General features: G+C 45.5%; 18 protein-coding genes and 1 other RNA gene. 13 read left to right on the top strand and 6 right to left on the bottom strand.

Annotated features, from left to right (window positions below; genetic code table 11):
- Nucleotides 1-228: 228 nt before the first annotated feature.
- Both Q0369_RS08165 and Q0369_RS08160 read left to right on the top strand, forming a co-directional pair.
- A complete protein-coding gene (locus tag Q0369_RS08165) occupies nucleotides 229-711 on the top strand; it encodes a hypothetical protein (protein WP_298098475.1) in 483 nt (160 codons plus the stop codon).
- A 15-nt stretch (nucleotides 712-726) separates the two neighbouring features.
- Complete coding sequence (locus tag Q0369_RS08160; RefSeq protein ID WP_298098472.1) at nucleotides 727-1,200, top strand: hypothetical protein; 474 nt, start codon at nucleotides 727-729, stop codon at nucleotides 1,198-1,200.
- 171 nt (nucleotides 1,201-1,371) lie between these two features.
- Here the strand turns inward: Q0369_RS08160 and Q0369_RS08155 are convergent, their stop codons facing one another.
- Nucleotides 1,372-2,406, bottom strand: coding sequence for a hypothetical protein (locus Q0369_RS08155; protein ID WP_298098468.1), 1,035 nt, complete (start codon nucleotides 2,404-2,406; stop codon nucleotides 1,372-1,374).
- Between the two features lie 106 nt (nucleotides 2,407-2,512).
- On the opposite strand from Q0369_RS08155, the gene truD reads away from it, so the two are divergent.
- Together truD and Q0369_RS08145 are read left to right on the top strand one after the other, a co-directional pair.
- The gene (truD, locus tag Q0369_RS08150) at nucleotides 2,513-3,625 is read left to right on the top strand and encodes a tRNA pseudouridine(13) synthase TruD (protein ID WP_298098465.1); all 1,113 of its coding nucleotides are present in this window, start codon (nucleotides 2,513-2,515) and stop codon (nucleotides 3,623-3,625) included.
- A gap of 52 nt (nucleotides 3,626-3,677) precedes the next feature.
- On the top strand, nucleotides 3,678-3,815 hold the full coding sequence (locus Q0369_RS08145; protein WP_298098462.1) for a hypothetical protein: 138 nt from the start codon (nucleotides 3,678-3,680) through the stop codon (nucleotides 3,813-3,815).
- A gap of 182 nt (nucleotides 3,816-3,997) precedes the next feature.
- Here Q0369_RS08145 and Q0369_RS08140 read toward each other — a convergent pair whose 3' ends face one another.
- Complete coding sequence (locus Q0369_RS08140; protein ID WP_298098459.1) at nucleotides 3,998-4,222, bottom strand: chemotaxis protein; 225 nt, start codon at nucleotides 4,220-4,222, stop codon at nucleotides 3,998-4,000.
- A 204-nt stretch (nucleotides 4,223-4,426) separates the two neighbouring features.
- Here Q0369_RS08140 and rnpB point away from each other — a divergent pair.
- An RNA gene (gene rnpB, locus Q0369_RS08135) (RNase P RNA component class A) lies at nucleotides 4,427-4,743 on the top strand.
- A 37-nt stretch (nucleotides 4,744-4,780) separates the two neighbouring features.
- Nucleotides 4,781-5,059, top strand: coding sequence for a hypothetical protein (locus Q0369_RS08130; RefSeq protein ID WP_298098456.1), 279 nt, complete (start codon nucleotides 4,781-4,783; stop codon nucleotides 5,057-5,059).
- Nucleotides 5,060-6,143: 1,084 nt separating this feature from the next.
- Here the strand turns inward: Q0369_RS08130 and Q0369_RS08125 are convergent.
- The 3 genes from Q0369_RS08125 to rsmH all read right to left on the bottom strand — a co-directional run bounded on the left by Q0369_RS08125 (nucleotide 6,144) and on the right by rsmH (nucleotide 10,050).
- On the bottom strand, nucleotides 6,144-7,214 hold the full coding sequence (locus Q0369_RS08125; protein WP_298098453.1) for a DNA recombination protein RmuC: 1,071 nt from the start codon (nucleotides 7,212-7,214) through the stop codon (nucleotides 6,144-6,146).
- Entirely contained in the window at nucleotides 7,204-8,016 is an 813-nt protein-coding gene (locus tag Q0369_RS11230) for a hypothetical protein (protein WP_367178991.1), read from the bottom strand. Before Q0369_RS11230 ends, Q0369_RS08125 begins: the two co-directional genes overlap by 11 nt.
- Nucleotides 8,017-9,114: 1,098 nt before the next feature.
- Nucleotides 9,115-10,050, bottom strand: a complete 936-nt coding sequence (rsmH, locus tag Q0369_RS08115) for a 16S rRNA (cytosine(1402)-N(4))-methyltransferase RsmH (protein WP_298098450.1) — start codon at nucleotides 10,048-10,050, stop codon at nucleotides 9,115-9,117.
- A gap of 64 nt (nucleotides 10,051-10,114) precedes the next feature.
- On the opposite strand from rsmH, the gene Q0369_RS08110 reads away from it, so the two are divergent.
- From Q0369_RS08110 to Q0369_RS08080, 7 genes are all read left to right on the top strand, one after another.
- Complete coding sequence (locus Q0369_RS08110; RefSeq protein ID WP_295152874.1) at nucleotides 10,115-10,675, top strand: class II aldolase and adducin N-terminal domain-containing protein; 561 nt, start codon at nucleotides 10,115-10,117, stop codon at nucleotides 10,673-10,675.
- 132 nt (nucleotides 10,676-10,807) lie between these two features.
- Nucleotides 10,808-12,265 carry a peptidylprolyl isomerase gene (locus Q0369_RS08105; RefSeq protein ID WP_298098447.1) on the top strand — a complete coding sequence of 486 codons (1,458 nt, stop codon included), beginning with the start codon at nucleotides 10,808-10,810 and terminating at the stop codon, nucleotides 12,263-12,265.
- A complete protein-coding gene (gene ftsA / locus Q0369_RS08100; protein ID WP_298062956.1) occupies nucleotides 12,258-13,625 on the top strand; it encodes a cell division protein FtsA in 1,368 nt (455 codons plus the stop codon). The genes Q0369_RS08105 and ftsA overlap by 8 nt, the downstream gene beginning before the upstream one ends.
- 22 nt (nucleotides 13,626-13,647) lie before the next feature.
- The gene (ftsZ, locus tag Q0369_RS08095; RefSeq protein WP_297963201.1) at nucleotides 13,648-14,808 is read left to right on the top strand and encodes a cell division protein FtsZ; all 1,161 of its coding nucleotides are present in this window, start codon (nucleotides 13,648-13,650) and stop codon (nucleotides 14,806-14,808) included.
- Nucleotides 14,809-15,321, top strand: a complete 513-nt coding sequence (locus Q0369_RS08090) for a pyridoxamine 5'-phosphate oxidase family protein (protein ID WP_298098444.1) — start codon at nucleotides 14,809-14,811, stop codon at nucleotides 15,319-15,321.
- A 185-nt stretch (nucleotides 15,322-15,506) separates the two neighbouring features.
- Entirely contained in the window at nucleotides 15,507-17,666 is a 2,160-nt protein-coding gene (bioA, locus tag Q0369_RS08085) for an adenosylmethionine--8-amino-7-oxononanoate transaminase (RefSeq protein ID WP_298098436.1), read from the top strand.
- 2 nt (nucleotides 17,667-17,668) lie between these two features.
- On the top strand, nucleotides 17,669-19,033 hold the full coding sequence (locus Q0369_RS08080; protein WP_298098433.1) for a sodium:solute symporter: 1,365 nt from the start codon (nucleotides 17,669-17,671) through the stop codon (nucleotides 19,031-19,033).
- 255 nt (nucleotides 19,034-19,288) lie between these two features.
- Here the strand turns inward: Q0369_RS08080 and Q0369_RS08075 are convergent.
- The coding region (locus Q0369_RS08075) for a hypothetical protein (RefSeq protein ID WP_298098429.1) at nucleotides 19,289-19,470 on the bottom strand (182 nt) is incomplete at its 5' end.

Genomic DNA, 19,470 nt, shown 5'->3' with positions numbered 1-19,470 from the left:
GGAATTTTAAAATTTCATCTAAGCGGCAGGCGGCGAGTTATCGGCAAGAGATAGGCAAGAAAACAGCGCCTGTATAAAAGCGAAATTTTAAAATTTACGCGGCGCGGCAAGATGAAATTTAGCATATATTTAGCCATTTGCGCGAATGGCTAAACGATTTGTCGTAAAAGCAAAGGCGGCGGCAACCCGTAAGCGGTCTAAAATTTTAAATTTCTTGAGGAGGAAAGAATGGCGTTTATTACAGAGCGTATTTCAAAAGAGGATGTCGAGAAATACGATTTGCTAAAACCATGCAATGAGATATGCAATAAGTATTATCAGGGTGAGCTTGATTGGGTAGATTTAAATTCAAGAAGTTGGTGCATAGATCGAGAAAGAGGTATTTGGCTTTTTCCAATATGTAGTATCACTATCGGAGATCCTAGAGATATGAACTATAGCGGCGAAGATATATGGATCTTGCACTACAAGGGTAAAGATATAGAAATCGATCTGAGGAATATACATAATGAATATACCGGTAAAAAAGATACGGATAATCCGTTTATACTAATATATGAACTGGAATCTATAAGAAGCGATATCGGGGATATACCAAAACAAGAGATTGTAGATATTTTAAAAGAAATTTTAAATGAGTTTAAAAGAGGGGCTATAATAGATTCTATCCCCAGAGAAAATATTCAAGTAACTTTTATATCAAAAATTTAAAGCAAAGGGGATAAGGTGGCGTTTGTTACAGAGCGTATTTCAAAAGAGGATATTGAAAAATATAGTTTATTGGAAACGATAAACAAAATACGCAAAAAATATGATGATGATGAAATTAGTCTATGGTTCCTAGAAAGATTAGATTGGTGTATAGACCGAGAAAATAACACTTGGCTAATTCGTATATCGCATGATCATTTAAGAGATATAGGGGATTATGCCTTAACTAAAACGATATGGTTATTGCATTATAAAAGTAACGATATAGAGCTGGACTTGAGGCGGATTTTTAATGATGAAACGATTGGCGATCCGCATAGAATTATTTATGAGCTTCACGATATAAAAACAGATGCCGAGAATACAACCAGCGATGAAATTATAGATATTTTGAGAAAAATTTTAAGCATATATGGCGGTGGCGGAGTTGGGCTGAAAAATTTTACTCCAAAAGAGAAATTAAAGGCAAGCTTAATAGTTAATTTATAGCAAAGGACAACATACGAGTCACAAGACAAAACAAGCAAATGCCGAATTAAAGAAATAGTATAGGATAAACCGCCTGCGATTAAGAAAACTATTTGCTTTAGCCTATCATAAATATGCAGTCGATTTAAAATTTTACCGCCATAATAGGATAAATTTTAAAACTACGTTTGCTTAAATCAGCGTCGGCTTTAGTTTGCGTGCCGAAAAGTCGGGCCTCTCGCCGCGAGCTAGAGCGATGAGCTCATCCGTCGTAATTAGATAAAAGCCCGCGAGGCCTCTGCCGAAAAGCCTTTGGATTTCATCGCTTCTGCCGTCTAAAAAATCAAGCGCGAGCTTGGAATTTACTAGCAAAAAATCGCTTCCGCTATCAAACGCGTCAAATAAAATTTCGCCCCCCAGCCGCAGCGCGCACTCCCGCTCGCGCTCATATATCTGCGCTCCAAGCGGCGCACCTTCACATTCAAAGTGCACGATCTGCGCGCCCAGCCTGCTAGCCAGCTCCTCCGCAGCCTCGTCGTACCATACGGCGACGTTAAAGCCGCTAAAATCGTGCTTCGCGCCCGCTGCGTCAAATTCCGTCATGCTCTGCGCGCTTAAAATTTTATTGCTGCGCGCAGGCTCAAATTTTAAAATATCGCAAAACGCTCTGTATGCCGCGCGGTCGTCAAACTCCATCCCCACGGCGTCGCACTTCGTAAAATACGCCATTTGCGGCTCGATGATCTCCAAAATCCTCATGCGCTCGCTAGGGTGCGTCTGCATCAGGCGGTGCGCGAAGATAAAGGCGCTGTTGCCTAAAAACTCCTGCGAGCATGCGGGGATTTTCGTCGAGTAAAAATAGGGCGCGAGGCTTTTGTAAAACTCGAAATCAGCAGCGTCCGCGATGCTCTCAAAGGCTTTAAATTTATCCAAAAACGCCCTCGGCTCGCAGCGCAGATCTTTAATCGCCTCTTTTTCGCTAAGAGGAGCGATGATTAGCTCGCTTCCAAAGTGCGCTATGAGCGTATCTAGCAGCTCTTTTACGCTTACGGTGGTGCCGCTGATTTTTACAAATTCCACCCCCTGCGCGCTGAAATAGGGATCGTGCGCGCAGATGTCGTCAAGCAGTGCCACAAGATCGGCAAAGGGCGCGCTTTCATAAATATAGGGCTTGAAGTAGCTCGTGACGTCGCAGCGGGGGTCGAAGCGAAAGAGCCTGATTAGCATTTTTCATCCTTTTTTTATGGCGAATGATACTAGAATTTGCCTTAATAATGAGTTTTTTAGGCTCAATTTTATAAAATTGCGCCTTAGATTAACGCAAAGGCGGGCTATGAAAAATTTATACACCTTAAATCACGCGCCGATAAATGCGCATTTTAGTAAAAACTCAAGCGATTTCGTCGTGCGCGAAGTACCGCTTTACGAGCCTAGCGGTGAGGGCGAGCACTGCATTTTGCTGCTGCAAAAAAAGGGCATTAGTACGCACGAGGCGTTGCGGATTTTAAGCGAACGCACGGGAGCTAAGATGCGCGAGTTCGGCTACGCGGGGCTTAAAGACAAACAAGGCCTTACGACGCAGCACGTTAGTATGCCTGCTAAATTTGAGCCCGCGCTGGGCGGATTTTCGCACGAGAGCCTTAAAATTTTAAGCGTGCAAAGGCACAAAAACAAGCTTAAAATCGGGCATCTAAAGGGCAACGACTTTTTCATCCGCCTAAAAAAGGTCCTGCCGCCCGACGCCGTTAAGCTCGCAGCCGCGCTAGATACACTAGGGCGCGAGGGCTTTGCGAACTACTTCGGCTATCAGCGCTTCGGCAAGTTCGGCGACAACGCGGCGCAGGGCGAGGAGGTGCTGCGCGGACAGAGGTGGCTTAAAAACCCCAAAATGCGCGACTTTCTAATCAGCGCCTATCAGAGCGAGCTTTTCAATCGCTGGCTTAGCAAGCGGGTCGAAATTTCAAAATTTGCAGCGGAATTTGGCCTTGGCGAGTTTGCTAAAATTTACGGACTAAGCAAGGAGGAGGCGCGCGAGATCGCGGCTCAACCGCAGTTTTTCAAGCTTTTAAGGGGTGAGATTTTAGGACACTTTCCGTATGGCGCGTTTTTTAGTTGCGACGATCTTGGCGCGGAGTGCGAGCGGTTTGCGAGGCGAGAAATCACGAGTGCAGGCCTTATCGTGGGGCGAGCTAAGCTGCGAGCTAGCGAACTTGGCGGCAGATTTGAAGATGAGATTTTTGCGCCCGCTCGCGAGTTTGAGGCACAGATGAACGGCTCGCGCAGGTTTGCGTGGAGTTTTATGGAGCGCGTACAGCACGCCTACGATGCGCAAAATGCGCATTTTAGCTTTAGTTTTTACCTGCCGAAAGGCTCTTACGCGACGGTCGTTTTGGAAGAAATTTTGCACCGAGATATATTCAAAGGCACCGCGACAGACGAGGATTGAGCCGTATCGAGCCGCGGAGTAGGGCTCATGCCGCGTCAAACGGCGCCGCAGAATGAGGAGGTTCACGCCGCACTTGCGCTACGTCGCCGCGCCCCACGTCAAACCGCGCCGCGCCGCACCGCGTGGAATTTTGCGAAATATTAAAACCAACTGCGTGGATTTAAATTTATGCGGCGATGAAATTTTATGAAATTTCGTAAAATTTCATCGCAGTAAGCGCGCCGCTTTGTCTAAATCATAGAATTAAAATTTAAAATTTTATTCTGCTCGGCCGTAGATAAAATTTTATAAAATTCTATTTCGCGACGATCTGTTTTTGCCGCACCGAAATTTTAATCGATCCGCCTTTTGAAAATATAAAGCAAATTTAGATTATTTTTTACACTCTTTTATCTTGCAGTTTTTTAGCTCGGGGAATTCTTTATGAAATTTCTCATGCAGACGAAAAAATAAAAGCCCCGCATCGGTAATCTCTCTGTAATAATCTTTAAATTTCTCATCCGACTCGGATAGTTGCGAGAAATTTTTTACCAATTCTTTCGCATCCGCTAGGATATTCGCTAACAAATCGTCGTTTTTCTGCAAAATTTCTACCATCTAGCCCGCTCCTTGCTATAGAATTTTGATAAATTATATCGCTGAATCATCAATCTTTGCTTAAATTTAAAACCGTGGTTTTGAGACGAAATATGAAATTTCTCCGCGCAAGTTCGTGTAAATTTAGAACGACGATTTTTTTGTCTGGTACGAACGATCCCTGAGATGCGACGAAATTTAAGCCAAAAAAGCTATAATTGCGCTCGGGTGTGGCGTGCGGTCGCTCCGCAAGGAGAGGAAAGTCCGAGCTGCGATAAGACAAGGTTGCGTCTAACGGACGCCGGGGGCAACCCTAGGGAAAGTACAACAGAAAGCAAACCGCCGCGCAAGCGGTAAGGGTGAAAGGGCGGGGTAAGAGCCCACCGCGCGCGTGGAGACACGAGCGGCAATGCAAACCCAACCTGCAGCAAGAACGGGTGGTTTCGTCTTATATTCGAACCGTTCGCTCGAACCGATTTGCAAAAATCGGTCTAGATAAATGACCGCTGTAACGGAACTCGGCTTATAACCACACCTCTTTTTACGCTGAATTTATTTGCTTGGAATAAGGAAAAAATTTTGAAAAGCTTAATTTTATGCGGCGCGTTTTGCGCCATCGTTTTAGGGCTCGGAGGCTGCGCGAGTGCAGGTCCTGATAAGTCAGTAATCTTGCAAGGCGACGCTCACGATCGCGCTTGTGCAGAGGTTTATGAGCGCTACAAAGAGCTTGAGGCGGAGCTCTTGGCGGTCGAGGATCGATATGCAAACCCAAGCGTTGCGAACGATTATATACAGACTTACGACGAGTACGAGCGCACCATTGCCTACTACAACGAAAATTGCGCGACCGATAAATAGGCGGCGCAGACTGAGCGTGATTTGGTATAAGTGTGGCGCGGCGCAGCAGCGCAAAATGCTCAAAATTTTATAAAATCTCTAAAAACTATTGAAAATTTTATGCGAAACAAAAAGCATTTAAAATTTATTACGTACGCTTGGCTCTAGCGATACAAAGTCGCGGTGTGAAGCATGGGTACGATGCCTATTTCATGTCCTTATTTAGCTTGGTGCGTTAGCGCGTCAAGTTGCAGAATCATATGAGGGTGCCACATACTCGCGCATTGGCTAAGGTGCGCGCGATTTATTAATTGAATCGGCGCGAAGCCTTGAAGTTGCGAAGTCGCGCTCAAAAATTCCGTCAAGTGGAGTTGGTTGCTGTGCCCGTTTATGCGTCCACTAAAGCCTTGTAGCCTCAAAATTCCGTCGCGTAGATTTGATCAGCGCCTAGGCGCTTGGATCGATCGTAAAATCAGGTTTCAAAAATCCTATCACTCGGTTTTCGACCTGCTGCGCGATTTTCGCGGCGTATAAGAGCGGTAAAACGAGATCGTTAGGGTAGCTTTAAGGTGCAGTGCGATTTTTTCGCTTGCGTATGCGGTTTTGAGGCGCTTGGTAATTTCAGTTTGCTCGCAGAATTTTAAGATACGCGGTTTTTTGAGACTATAGCAGCGAGATTTTTTGGGTTTTTAGCGCGAAGGTATTTGGCGAATTTGCAGTGCTATGGCTTTGATTTTTGCCGAGAAATTTTAGAATTTTACGATTTCGCAAGAGAATTTTGTGTGTTTTGGCGCCGCGTCGAACTTAAAATTTCATCTTGCCGCCGCGTAAGATTGCGCGTCTAATCTTTCCATTTTTTTAAATACGGCGTATGTTTTGAGATTCGCGTCCGTTTTTGAAATTTTACTCCGAATAAACACCGAATACACAAAATAGGTAGCCCAGCGATAATTTTAGAAAGCCGTGCAAGCTTACAATGCAAAAGCTAAAGCTTTATGAGAGGCGGAACTTAAGGCGCCTTTGTCGATAATTTAGCCGCTCAAAATGCCGCCGCGTTGTAAGCTTGCTAAAGCACTCCAAGCCGCATTGTGCTGGTTTGCCCGCCTTACAGCTCGCTAAAACGCTCAAAGCGGGCTTTTAGAGATTTTGCATTTTTGTTTAAAAGCTCCGCTTGCGCAGCGAGCTTATCTGCGTATGTTTGAAGCGACGTCGCATACTTAGCATGCGCCTCAAAGTCCGATTTTAGCGCGTAAATTTCATCTTTTACCGATTTTATATTTTGCGCGAGCGCCTCGTCTTTTACGAAGGTGCGGATCGTGCCTAAAAGCGCCAGTAGCGTCGTGGGCGATGCCGCAAAAATGCCGATTTGCGCGCAGTATTCAAGTACCTGTGGCAGCTTCTCGCAGACATAGACGAAAACCGCTTCGCTGGGTACAAATAGCACCGCAAACTCCGTGCTAAGAGGCGGTATGATGTATTTCTCCGCGATATCTGCGGCGTGCTTTTTCATATCAGTGGCGAGTTGCTTATCCGCACTAGCAAGCGCTGCGGCGTCGTTTGAGGCGGAGGCGGCGATGATCTTTTCATAGCTTTGAAGTGGGAATTTTGAGTCGATACAAAGAATTTTTTCTTTTGCGATATGTAGCGCGCAGTCTGCGACCTTGCCGTTTGGTAGGTGCTTTTGCAGCTCGTAAAACGCGGCGTTTTGCCCATAAATCATCGATAAAATTCTCTCTAATTGGTACTCGCCGAAGTTGCCGCGCAGCTTGACGTTGCCTAAAATCGCGTTTAGCCTTGCGATTTCATCACGCACCTGAAGTGAAGTTTTATTTTGCTCGCTCATTCGCGCTAGATTTTCCGCTATGTCCTTAAAGCCGCGATCCAGCGAGCTTAAATTCTCGCTAAGCGCGCTATTTTGGCGCTGCAACCCCTCGCCTAGGGATCTATTAAGATAATATAGCTTATCGTTAAAGCCGTCGTTTAGGCTTTGATTTAGCTTAAAAAGCTCGGCACTTGCTCTCGCACTTTGAGCCGTGAGCCTTTCGCTTAAAAGCTCGCTAAGCGCGGAGTTTGCGTCGCTTATACGGCGGTTTTGTAGCACGAGCGCGATCAGCAGGGCAAGCACTAGCGCAGCAAAAAACGCAAACGCCGCGAGCAAAATCCCATCAGCGCCCATTTTCTTGCACACTTTGCGGATCTAAAATTTCATTTTTATAGCGTAGATATTCGATGTCGTTGTTAAGCGCGCGATTTTCTTCAAGTAAAACCTCGTGCTTGGTGCGAAGCGCGGCGATGTCGCGGCTGATGTAATAAATTTCGTTGCGGATGTAAATCGCCGGCACCGTCAGCAAAAACGCAAATCCGATCAGCAGATAAACGACTAAAAGCTGATAAAGCGTGAGATTTTTCTCCTTTTTTTTCTCGGCATCGTAGTTGCGTAGTAGCTCGTCTTGTGCGCCCGCGAAACTGCCGTAACCGCGTCCTTCAGCAAGGCTTGCATAATCATGCGCGCCCATATCCGCGTAATTTTGATTTTGCGTGCCTGTAAAGTTCGCACCCGCAAACGCCGCGTAATCCGCCTTGCCGACAAAATTGGCGCCTGCGAAATCGCCGTAGCTCGCTCCGGTTGCGGATTTTTCGCTGCCTCGATTGGCTAAAAGATTTGTGTCGTCGCGTCCTTTAAATTTTGCTTTGTTGCTTTTATTAAATTTTGTTCCGCCGCTTTCTGAATTTAGGTAGTTTTGGGTGTTTGTAAAGCCTGAACTTTCGAATCCCAAGCTAGTAAAATCGTCGTAACCGCCCGCTGTGCCCGCGTAGTTTCGTTTTACGGAAAGATCCGCGGCAAGCTTATCCTCTAGCTCCTCATCCGTCAGATCCTCCATAGCTCGTCTTTTTGCAAGCTCTATGCCCGCTAGATCAGATGTCCCTGCGAAGTCGTGCCCGTCATCGTCGTCGGCAAAATATTCATATTTGTTCATTTAAAATCTCCATAAATTTAAAACCACGATCTTATCTTTACTCGCCGCCAAGGCGCCTGCGTCAAGATAAATTCAGCTCGAAGTCCGCAGCTCGCGTGTACCCAGCAATGAGCCGTTAAGGTAAAATTTAAAAGTCAAAGTTACGGGCAAAATTCTTCTTTGCAATTTTACCTCGGTAAATGGAATTTTATCTTAACTTGCCAAATTCTATCTTGGCAAGCAAAAGCAAAATTTTACTTTAACGGGCTATTTCGTTTATTTATCTGGCTCTTTGCACCGGCAGGCTCGTGGAATTTAGGTAAAGATCAATTCCGCCGTAGCGAGCAGAATTATGCTGATTTTACCCATTTTTTATACGCTGCCGGCTTGCAAAATTTATATTGGCAGTAGAGTTATATGCTCTAAATTCCGATATCTAGTTTAAAATTTTTACGTTGATAGTTTTTGCATTTACGGCGAAATTTCATTTACTTCATCCGCTATCTATCTGCAAAATTCTATCTTGGCAAGCGAAATTTTAATATCTTTGCCTATTTACACCGCCTCTTTGGGAAATTCATTTTGACAGGTAAAAATAGAGCTCACTTTACCGAGATTGACTATTTATAAAATTTTGTCAAATCATCTGAAAAACCGCTTAAAATTTTTACTGCGTCTTCGATGCGCCTTAAAACGCTAAGCGAAGGATATCGCTTGCAAGATAGGCTTTATCATCTAAAGGTCGATGAAACTACAAACTACTGCTCGCTTACAAAATTTCGTTAAAGCAAAGGACTAGATTTGGCATTATGCCGCTTGCTTTAGGCGCCAAATTTTAACTTTTGCTCGGTTTTATATCTATGTTGCCACTTAGTTTTTAAAATATGCAGCAACTAAATCTCATAAAATTATACGTTAAATATAGCGTAAAATTCAACGTTAAATTTTATGATTTAGACATTGCGCGTTTGAAATAACGCTGAAAATATCATAAATTTTAAAGCGAATCTTTGAAAGCTGAATTTTAAAATTCCATAAAATTTTAAAATTTAATGCCTGCAAATCTATAAATTTTACAAAATTTCGTCAAAATTTAAAATTCATAGCAAGCAAAGGCGGTTATTTCAGTCGAAAAATTCTTAGCTTTGCGCTCGCTGCTCGCGAGTTTTGCGCGAGTTCCTGCGCATCTGCCGTTATAGGGCTTTTGGTTAGGATTTTGCCTAACGAATGCCCGCCGCCGCATTCGCAGCGCATAAACTCGCTAGGGCAGACGCAATCGCGCTCCCACGCTCTAAATCGCTCCTTTACTATGCGGTCTTCAAGCGAATGAAACGAGATTATAGCGACAGTTGCATTAGTTAGAATTGAATCACGCGATTTTTGCTCAATGAGCGCGAGCAGGCGCTTTAGTTCGCCAAGCTCGTCGTTTACCTCGATGCGGATCGCCTGAAACGCTAGCGTAGCCGTGCTGATGCTGCGCCCTTTAACGGGCTTCGTTCCGATTAAATTTGCCAAAGCTTTAGCGCTTGTTAGTGGTGCGTTAGTCCGCGCAGTAGCTATTTTAGCAGCGATTGCGTTAGCGTTTGTTAGCTCGCCGTATTCGCGGAAAATGCGCGCCAGATCCGCTTGCGAGTAGCGGTTTACGACATACGCCGCATCAAGCGCCGCGCCCGCGTCCATTCGCATATCCAGCGCGTCGCTTTTAGTGGAAAAGCCGCGGCAGTTTTTATCCAGCTGAAGAGATGAAACGCCGATGTCGGCTAATATCCCGCGAACTGCGCGGAGCTTTTGCTCGGGCAGAATTTCTAAAATTTCGCTAAATTTTGCTTTGTGAATTTCTATGCGATCTTTAAATTTACTAAGCCGCTCGCGCGAAAATTCTATCGCTTCGGCATCTCTGTCGCAAGCGATAAGCTTAAGGCGCGGATTAGCGGTCAAAATGCCCTCGCTGTGCCCTCCGTAGCCTAGTGTGCAGTCGATAACGTAGCCGTCCTCAAGCTGCGAAAATGCGGCGATCGTTTGCGAAAAAAGTACCGGAATATGTGGAGCTTGCACCTGAATTTATCCTTTTGAAATTTCTAATCCTATATAATAGCGAAATTTTTTATAAAGGCGAGAGATGGACGAGTATTATTATGAAATTTTACGCAAAATTTCGCTTTCGATGTTTAGAGATAGGCTTTTTGGGATCTTTCACGGCTCGATTTCAGCAAAAATTAAAGAAAACCAATTTTTGATCAACAAAAAAGACGCGATTTTCGATAGCCTGGATAGGGATGATTTTATAACGCTGTTTTCAAAAAAAGACTACCGCTGGCAGGATGCTAGCATCGATAGCGATATACATATAAATATTTACAAAAATATAAAAGAGGCGAAATTCGTAACCTACGCGACACCACCATATCTCGTCGCATATACGCTGGAGCATGATTTTATTTTGCCGCGAGATTACTTTGGGGTGAGCAAATTTAAGCGCATTGAAATTTACGATCCTAAGAACTACGACGACTGGCACGAGCGCGCGCCGTACGAAATTTGTAACTATATGATAAATGAAAATAGCGATATAATGGTGATTCGCGGCTATGGGGTTTTTGCCCATGCAAGGAGCGCGCAGCAAATGGCAAAAAAAATAGCGATTTTAGAAATGAGTTCAAAGCTGCTTTTGCTAAGCTAAGATTAATGTATACCAAATCATTTACTAACGCGTTATAATTCGCTAAAAATGCCTATTTTTCAGCCTTACATAAGGTTTTATCTGTATAATTACTAACAAAAATTTTCTTTAGTTAGCTATTTAAGGATTTAGATGATAGAATGGATGCAAAAGCATAAGAAGTCGCTTATACCGACGATCTGGATAAGCACGATAGCCTTCGTGGGCGCAGGCTTCGTCGGCTGGGGCGCATATGATATGAACGCTAACCGCGCAGGCTCAATCGCTAGAGTAGGGCAGATTTCCATAACCAATCAAGAATATAAGATAAAATCAACCGAGTTATACAATAGATTAAACGCTATGAGCGATGGGCAATTTACTCAAGAACAAGCCAAAAATATGCATCTAGATCAGATTGCAGTAGATCAGCTAATCGGTGAGGCATATTTTCTAAATTTTGCTAAAGACTTAGGTGTTCAGGCTAGTGATAAAGATGTGGCGGAATTTGTACTGAACTCGCCAAATTTCCAAGAAAATGGCGCATTTAGTAAGGAACTTTACAACAACGTAGTAAAAAATTCCGGACTTACTAAAAAGGAATTTGAGCGCAATCTACAAAAGGTCCTAACTTTAGAAAAGCTCGGCAAAGCGCTAAAAATAACGCCTAACCCTAAGATCGTAGAAGCATTTGCAGCATCGCAACTGATGCAAGATAAAGTATCGGCCGAGATCATCTATGCAGACGCTAACGTTACCTTTAGCGACGATGAGTTGAAAAAATTCTGGGAAGGCGAGAAATCGCGCTTTATGACGGAGAAAAAATATAATTTAGGAGCCTATTTCGTAGCGCCTAGCAATGCCGATGTGAATGAGACCGAACTAAGTAAATTTTATGAAGAACACAGAGGCGAGTATAGAAGCCTGGATGATAAACTATTGGATTTTGCAGAAGCCAAACCTAATGTCTTAAAAGATTACCGAATGGATCAGGTTAAAAAAGACGCTACAAAGGATTATTTGGAGATCAAAAAAGGCAAGCTTGATACTAATGAAACCATAGTCGCTACGGCTAGCAATTTTCCAATATCTGAGATTGAAGTTGCAAAGCCAGGAGATGTCATCAAGCCTTTCGAGTACAAAGGCGGATATTTGATTGCTAAACTAAACGGTGTAGAACAGCCTAGGCAGATGAGCTTTGAAGAGGCTAAGTCTTTGGCTTCTAAAGAATTTGAAACGAAAAAACGTAAAGAGCTACTTGAAAAAAGAGCTCAAGATGCGCTTAAAAATTTTAAAGGCGAAGATTTCGGCACCTTATCTCTAAGTAGTAAAAACAACACCAAGCTAAGCGATGACGAATTTTATAAATTTCTTATCGATATGTTTAATAAGCCTGCCAAAGAAGGGATAGTGATGTTTGATAACAAAGCCGTAGTGTATAAAATTTCACAGCAGAGCCTGGGCAGCAGCGAAGAGATAGATAAAGAAAAAACGATCGTAGCCGATAGGATAACTGCGTTATTAAATTCCAATCTACAAGACGATTTAACCAAAATGCTAGAAAAGCGCTATAAAACCGAAAGATATTTTAAAGGTAAAGACAGTGAGTGAGTATATTTTAGGTCTAGATATAGGCTCAACTAAAATTCGCGCGATAATCGCTAAAAATGATGGCATTTTTACGGTCTTAGGCGTTGGCGGAGCCGATACTTTAGGTATCAAAAAGGGCGTCATAACAAACATAGAGCAAGCCGCGGGCTCAATAAAACAGGCGGTGAAAGCAGCGGTAAAAGGCGCTGGTAGAAGCTATGATAAAGCCATTATATCGATCTCTGGCTCATATGCCAAAAGCGTCAAATCTCGCGGTGTCATAACCATGGAAAACGAGATCGGGCTGGATGAAATAAAGCGCGCTATGCAGGTTGCCGAAGCTCAGGCTAACGTGCCTAGCGATAGCGTAATCTTGCATGTACTTCCGTATGATTTTAGGGTTGATGAGCAGGAACACATCGAAGACCCCCTTGGTATGAGTGGCACGCGTCTAGAGGTATCCACGCATATCGTTATCGCTCCCGAAAGCTCGATTAAAAATTTGAAAAAATCCGTAGAGATGGCGGGAGTAAAGGTAGATAACATCGTCCTTTCAGGCTACGCATCATCCATATCTACGCTTAGCAAGGACGAAAAAGAGCTCGGCGTAGTGCTGATTGACATGGGCGGCGCTACATGTGATATAGTCATCCACCTGGGGAATTCCTTGCGTTATAACGATGTTGTGATGTTTGGCTCTAATAACGTTACTAACGATCTATCGCGCGCTCTGCACACGCCGCTTCCATATGCGGAAAATATTAAAATTACCTATAACGATCTAATTAATCAAGGCAATAGCGAAGTTGAATTGCCTGCTTTAGGAGATAGCGAGTCAGAAAACCACATCATAAGCCTTGAGATCATCTCTCAAGTCATCCTTGCTCGCGTTAAAGAGACCTTCGATATGATAGCCGATAAGATCGAAAGAAGCGGCTATAAAGACCGCATAGGCGCAGGTATCGTAATCACGGGCGGTATGGCGAAGCTAGACGATGTGCGCGATTTAGCGGCGATAGTTTTTGATAACACATCCGTTAGGGTTGCAAGAGCAAAAAGCGTAGGCGGTCTACACGAGATTGCTGATGATATTTCAAATTCTTGCGCACTAGGACTTTGCATGTATGGTTTCGGCGAATTCACCCCTTACGAGATGGACTCTAACGGCAAACTCCGCTACAAAGACGAAGTTATAAACAAGGCTCCGAAACGAAATGTGAACGAATATTATGAAAAAGAGGTCAGCAAGGCGATAGAAAAAGAGGGCGTCAGAGCGGATAGCGGTGCGGCTAAGAAGGAGGATCTAAATATCCAACTTCCCAAAAAAGACGGACAGAATTTTTTCAATAAAATTTGGTCATCTATGAAAAATTGGTTTTAAATTTTAAGCTAAGGAGATACTCGTGAAAGGATATAGTATGGAAGAAAGAAAGGGCATCTACGGTGCCAAGATGAAGGTTATCGGCGTCGGCGGCGGCGGATGCAATATGATCAATCATATGATTCGCGAGGGTTTTACCAAAACCGACGTTGAGCTTATGGTGGCTAACACCGACGCACAGGCGTTAGAAAAGTCGATCGCAAATACTAGAATTTTACTAGGCGAAAACACCACCAAAGGCCTTGGCTGCGGTATGGATCCAGCGCTTGCTAAGATGGCTGCGGAGGAGAACTATGACGATCTTAAAGACCGCTTGGATTACTCCGACATCGTTTTCGTGGGCTCCGGTCTAGGTGGCGGTACTGGTACGGGCGCTGCACCTATCGTTGCAAAAGCTGCGAAAGAGAAAAAAGCGCTAACTATCGGCGTCGTTACTACCCCTTTCGGTTTTGAGGGTAAAAAGCGCATGAGATTAGCACAAGAGGGTCTTGAAGAGCTTAAAAAAGAGTGCGATTCCATAATCGTTATCCCAAATCAAAATTTATTGAAGATCATCGATAAAAAAACCGGCCTAAAAGATGCCTTTAAGATCGTAGATAATGTCCTATTCCAAGCCGTAAACGGCATGATCTCCGTGATCTTAGAATCGGGCGATAGCGATATCAACGTCGATTATGCCGACGTTAAAAAAGTAATGACTCACCGCGGCCTAGCGCTGATGGGTATCGGCGTTAGCGAGGGTGATGGCGCGGCGGAAGAAGCGCTAAAAAGTGCGATCCAATCTCCGCTTTTGGATAATACCTCCATTCACGGCGCTATGGGCGTGTTGGTGCATTTTAAGATGTCGCCTGATTGCTCCTTGCTTGAGATCGAATCTGCGATGAATATCATCGAAGATACCGTAGATAAGGATGCCGACGTTACCTGGGGCACTACCACCGATCCTAAGATGGAAAACAACCGCGTCGAAGTTACTCTCATTGCCACCGGCTTTGAAAGGAGCGTCGAGGAAAAAAAGCAGGTCGCCAGCGATAATGTAGCGGATCGCAGAAAGGCGCTTTTAGAGAGCATGGGTCGAAATTCTATCTTTTCTAGGCAAAAGGTAAGTAGCGGCGATTTTAACGGGGACGAAACCTACGACGAGCTCGACGAGCCCGCATTCCTACGAAACCAGATGGACTAAATGCGCAGACGAGATAGGCAGCTAAGCGAAGATGAGGCGTTAAAAATCATCGACGAGAGCGAGTATGCTACGCTTAGCTGCATAGACGATAGCGGCGAAATTTTTAGCGTGCCTATCTCGCCGGTGCGCGATGCAGACATTATTTATATCCACGGCGCGCCTGCCGGCACAAAGGCGAAACTCTTTCAAAGCGGACGCGCGGTAACGGCAGTTTTTGTTAGCTATAACCGCGTTCCTACCCCAAGCGACGAAGAATTCCGATCTATCGCAAACGACGCTGCCGCTTTAGGCTCTAGAGTTTATACGACGGAGTACCGCAGCGCGATCGCCGTTTGCGAAGCAAGCGAAGTAGAAGATGATGAGCGTAAAATTTACGCCCTGCGGATACTATGCGAAAAATACACCCCAAACTACATGTCGCGCGTGGAGTTCGCCTCCAGAGCATCATTAAAGCGCATGAAAATTTACGAACTCAAAATGAAATCTGTAACCGCAAAGGCTAAAATTTTATAATACATCCAAATTTGCGCTTCCTGCGCCATGCCTTACTTTGCGGGGATCTTTTCTTTTATATGTTTTTGTCCTTTTTGTCGACCGCCCTACTTTACCTGCGATCGACATTCGCTTGGGTTTAGTGCGGTACCTCTTTTCAACGCCGCTATTTGATTTCAGTTATGATAGGCTTTTAAGGAGCGAAATTGAAATTTTTTATAACCGCCGTGAATACGGAGGTAGGAAAGACATTCGTTACGACTTCGCTTTTGCGGGCGTTTTTGCAAAGCGGTCGCACAGCAATCGCGTTAAAGCCCGTGCAGACGGGATGCGAGATACGTGACGGCGTGCTAATCGCGCCGGATGTAAGCGAGTATACTAAAGTAAACGCAGATAGCGACATTGCGCCGATTTATGCGTTTAAATTCCCGGCTTCGCCGCATTACAGCGCGAGTTTGGAGCGCCGCGAGATCAAGACGGATGAAATTTTAAAATTTATCGACGCTCATTCGGCGCAGTGTGAAATCACGCTGATCGAAGGCGCGGGCGGTATTTTCGTGCCGCTAAATCCGCGCGAGAGCTTTTTGGACGTGATGAGAGCGGTAGATGCGCCGATCGTTTTGGTCTGTAAAAACGAGCTGGGCGCGATAAACAGCGCACTTTGCAGCGTCTATGTCCTGCGCTCGCACGGGCTTAAAATCGCGGCGCTTGTTCTGAATTTCACCGACGAAAAGGACAAAATTTGCGTATCGAACGCAGCGTATCTGAAAAGCAAGCTCAAAGGCATACCCGTCATATCGCTACGTAAATTCCAAAAGGACGACTTTGCCGCCGCTGCGCGCTCTTTTGAAAAGTTTATCGCCTCGCTAAATTTTAACGATCCGTCGCAGATGGACGCGAGTGCGGCAAATTTAAACGAAACCGCTGCGGTAGCCTTGGATGCGGCGCAAAGCGGGCAAAGGAGCGCAAATTTAGATGAAAATTCTAAAAATAGCGATGCTCGCTGCGCTTTGGTCGCAGCGCAGATCCGCAAACAAGAGGATGAAATTAAAAGTAGCCGCGCCGCGCCGCCTATGAGCGCTTCAAACACAAGCCCCATTGATCTAAACTTCGATGCGAAGCATCTTTGGCACCCCTACACTTCCGCGACGCATCCGCTTAAGGCGCACGGCGTGCTCCGCGCCGAAGGCAATAAAATTTACACGACGCAGGGCGCGCTGATCGACGGGATGAGCTCTTGGTGGTGTGCCGTTCAGGGATACGGCAGCGAGGCGCTAAATGCCGCGGCGACCGCGCAGATGAAGGAATTTTCTCATGTGATGTTCGGCGGGCTTACCCACGCGCCCGCGGTAAATTTAGGCAAAAAGCTACTCTCGATGTTGCCGCAATTTGATCGCATCTTTTACGCGGACAGCGGCTCGGTAGCGGTCGAGGTCGCGCTAAAGGCCGCGATCTGCTATCAGCAAAACGTCTCGCCTAAAAAGAGTAAAATTTTAACCGTCAGAGGCGGGTACCATGGCGATACGTTCGGCGCGATGAGCGTTTGCGATCCGGTCACCGGCATGCATTCGCTATTTAGCGGTATCTTGGCGCGTCAAATTTTTGCGCCGCGCCCGAGCTGTCGATTTGACGCGCCGTTTGACCCATCTAGCACGGATGAAATTTCTAAAATTTTTAAAGAAAACAAAGAGGAGATCGCAGCGATCATCATCGAGCCCATCGTCCAGGGAGCCGGCGGGATGTGGTTTTACCATCCGAAATTTTTGGACCGTCTCCGCGAGCTGTGCGACGAAGCGGACGCGGTGCTCATCTTTGACGAGATCGCCACCGGCTTTTGGCGCACGGGCAGGGTATTTGCATACGAATACTGCGACGCGGTACCCGACATAATCTGCATAGGCAAGGCGCTAAGCGGCGGATTTATGAGCTTTGCGGCTGTTTTGACGAACGAAAAGATCGCGCACGGCGTGAGCAGAAACGGCGGTGTTTTGATGCACGGACCGACCTTCATGGCAAATCCTCTAGCTTGTGCCGTTTCGCTTAAAAATTTAGAAATTTTATGCGCGCAGGACACGGCGCAAAAGGTCGCGCAAATCCACTCCGACCTGCAAGAGGGCTTGAAAGAGTGCAGGAGCTTAGACGGCGTGGCGGACGTTCGCACCTTGGGCGCTATCGGCGTCGTAGAGATGAAGGAGGCGGTGGACGTAGAGGCGCTGCAGGAGTTTTTCGTAAAAAGGGGCGTTTGGATCAGACCGTTTGGCAAAAACATCTATCTCATGCCACCGTTCATCACGCCCAGAAGCGATACGCAAGCGCTTTGCGAAGCGATCCGCGATGCGGTAAAATTAAAAATTTATAAAGGATAAATATGCAAATTTTAATCGTATTTATCATATTTCTACTTTTGCTAGGCTTCTTGGAATTTCGCAAAAAGACCGTCCTTGAGGGCTTTTTGGTCGCGGACAGAAAGGCGAGCGCTTTTGAGATTGCATTTTCTATAGTAGCTACCTGCGTGGGCGGCGCAGCTACGGTCGGCGTGGTATCGAATATGCAAAAGTACGGGTTTGCCGCGGTTTGGTGGCTTTTAAGCGGCGCGATCGGACTGATGATTTTAGCGATTTTTATTGCAAAAATTTTACGCGCGAGCAAAGCGCTGACATTCGCGCAGATAGCAGAAATTTTTATCGACAAAAGAGCCAGGCTCGTTAGCGCAGTCATCATTTGCGTGGCGTGGTGCGCTATCTTAGCGGCGCAGTTTAGCGCCAGCGCGCGCATACTCTCGACGTTTGATCTAAATTTTAACTCCTCGCTGCTCATCGGAGGCGTGGTCATCATCGTTTATACGATTTTGGGCGGACAAAGAGCGGTCATTAGAAGCGATGTATATCAATACGCTATCGTAATCGCGGCGTTTTTGGCAGTTTTGCTCTGGCTAAATTTTAATTCGCCGCAGGTGTTTGAAAATGTAAATTTTACGCTCAAAAATGACGCCTTCGGATACGACAAGATCGGATATTATCTGCTGGTTATCGGTACTAGCTACGTGATTGATCCGATGCTGTTTTCTAGAATTTTAAGCGCAAAGAACGAGCGCGCGGCGATCCTAGGCTCTATCTTCGGTGCTTTTGGAATCGCAATCAGTAGCATAATGATCGCTTTTATAGGTTTTGGCGCGATGAGCCTTGCGGCCGACGGCACGAGCGGCGAAAATCTGCTTAACGTAAGCCTTTTTAACGCGCTGCCTGCATCGTTGGGCTCGGTTTTGATGCTGGGGCTATTGGCGGCGATCATATCCTCTGCGGACACCTGCTTGATCACGGCTTCTAGCATCTTCGCGCACGATATTTTGCGAAGCGAGGATCTAAAAATTTACCGCATCGCTACGCTAGGCTTCGGCGCGATCGCGCTACTTTTAGCAAGCTTCGGCGGCGAAATTTTAAACTATCTCTTCGCGGCGAGCAACATCTTCGTAAGCGGCGTGGCGACGGCGCTATTTTTCGCCATCATCTTTCGCGGCAAGATCGATAAGGATCTCGTTTTGTGCGCCATGTACCTAGGCGGCGCCTTGGGGCTAGCCGCGGCTATTAGCGGTATAAATGCCTTTGCCGTAGTGGGGATCATTACGGCGTGCATTTTATGCCTGGCGGCTAGGTTTAAATTTAACGTAGCCTTTTCAAAGCCCGATCCAGACTGCGTCTGCATACCCCAAGCAAGCAAGCACGAGAAAGAGTGAGCCCGCGGTGTGATAAAATTTCACGCGAGCGGATACTGCGCGCATTTAATAAGATCATTATCGCATAAGAGCAGAGCTACTAAATTTATCCCGTTTTGCATTGCAAGATTGATGGTCTCTTTATGCGCCGCAAACGAGATCATCTGCGTAGCATCTAAATTTAAAAAGGGGCGAGAAATCTCTCGCCCCTGAAATTTTAAGTATAGGATTTGATTTTATAGATGTATGAGCTAGAGCTTACGCATCTCTTAAAATTTAAAACATAATCTCAAACCCTGCATTGATAGCACCGCCTCTTGTTTTACCTACGTAGCCCTTGCCTCCTAGGCTAAAGATAAGGTTTTTGCTCTCATACTTATAGCCGGCTTCAAATACTCCGGTCGAGCCTTTTAGGCTAGGCTTAGGAGCGTCAAGTCCCATAGTAGATGCTTTAGCAT

The sequence above is a fragment of the uncultured Campylobacter sp. genome (assembly GCF_938030685.1).
Classification (GTDB): domain Bacteria; phylum Campylobacterota; class Campylobacteria; order Campylobacterales; family Campylobacteraceae; genus Campylobacter_B.
Note: the sequence above shows the minus strand (reverse complement) of the source record. Positions and strands in the feature narration are given on the sequence as shown.

Bases quoted from the DNA above. Each gene is read 5' to 3' on its own strand.
- Q0369_RS08165 (WP_298098475.1), top strand. From the start codon at position 229: ATGGCGTTTATTACAGAGCGTATTTCAAAAGAGGATGTCGAGAAATAC.
- truD (WP_298098465.1), top strand. From the start codon at position 2,513: ATGAAAAATTTATACACCTTAAATCACGCGCCGATAAATGCGCATTTT.
- Q0369_RS08090 (WP_298098444.1), top strand. From the start codon at position 14,809: ATGCGCAGACGAGATAGGCAGCTAAGCGAAGATGAGGCGTTAAAAATC.
- Q0369_RS08140 (WP_298098459.1), bottom strand. From the start codon at position 4,222: ATGGTAGAAATTTTGCAGAAAAACGACGATTTGTTAGCGAATATCCTA.
- Q0369_RS08155 (WP_298098468.1), bottom strand. From the start codon at position 2,406: ATGCTAATCAGGCTCTTTCGCTTCGACCCCCGCTGCGACGTCACGAGC.
- Q0369_RS08125 (WP_298098453.1), bottom strand. From the start codon at position 7,214: ATGGGCGCTGATGGGATTTTGCTCGCGGCGTTTGCGTTTTTTGCTGCG.
- Q0369_RS08110 (WP_295152874.1), top strand. From the start codon at position 10,115: ATGGACGAGTATTATTATGAAATTTTACGCAAAATTTCGCTTTCGATG.
- Q0369_RS08105 (WP_298098447.1), top strand. From the start codon at position 10,808: ATGATAGAATGGATGCAAAAGCATAAGAAGTCGCTTATACCGACGATC.
- Q0369_RS11230 (WP_367178991.1), bottom strand. From the start codon at position 8,016: ATGAACAAATATGAATATTTTGCCGACGACGATGACGGGCACGACTTC.
- Q0369_RS08080 (WP_298098433.1), top strand. From the start codon at position 17,669: ATGCAAATTTTAATCGTATTTATCATATTTCTACTTTTGCTAGGCTTC.
- Q0369_RS08145 (WP_298098462.1), top strand. From the start codon at position 3,678: ATGAGGAGGTTCACGCCGCACTTGCGCTACGTCGCCGCGCCCCACGTC.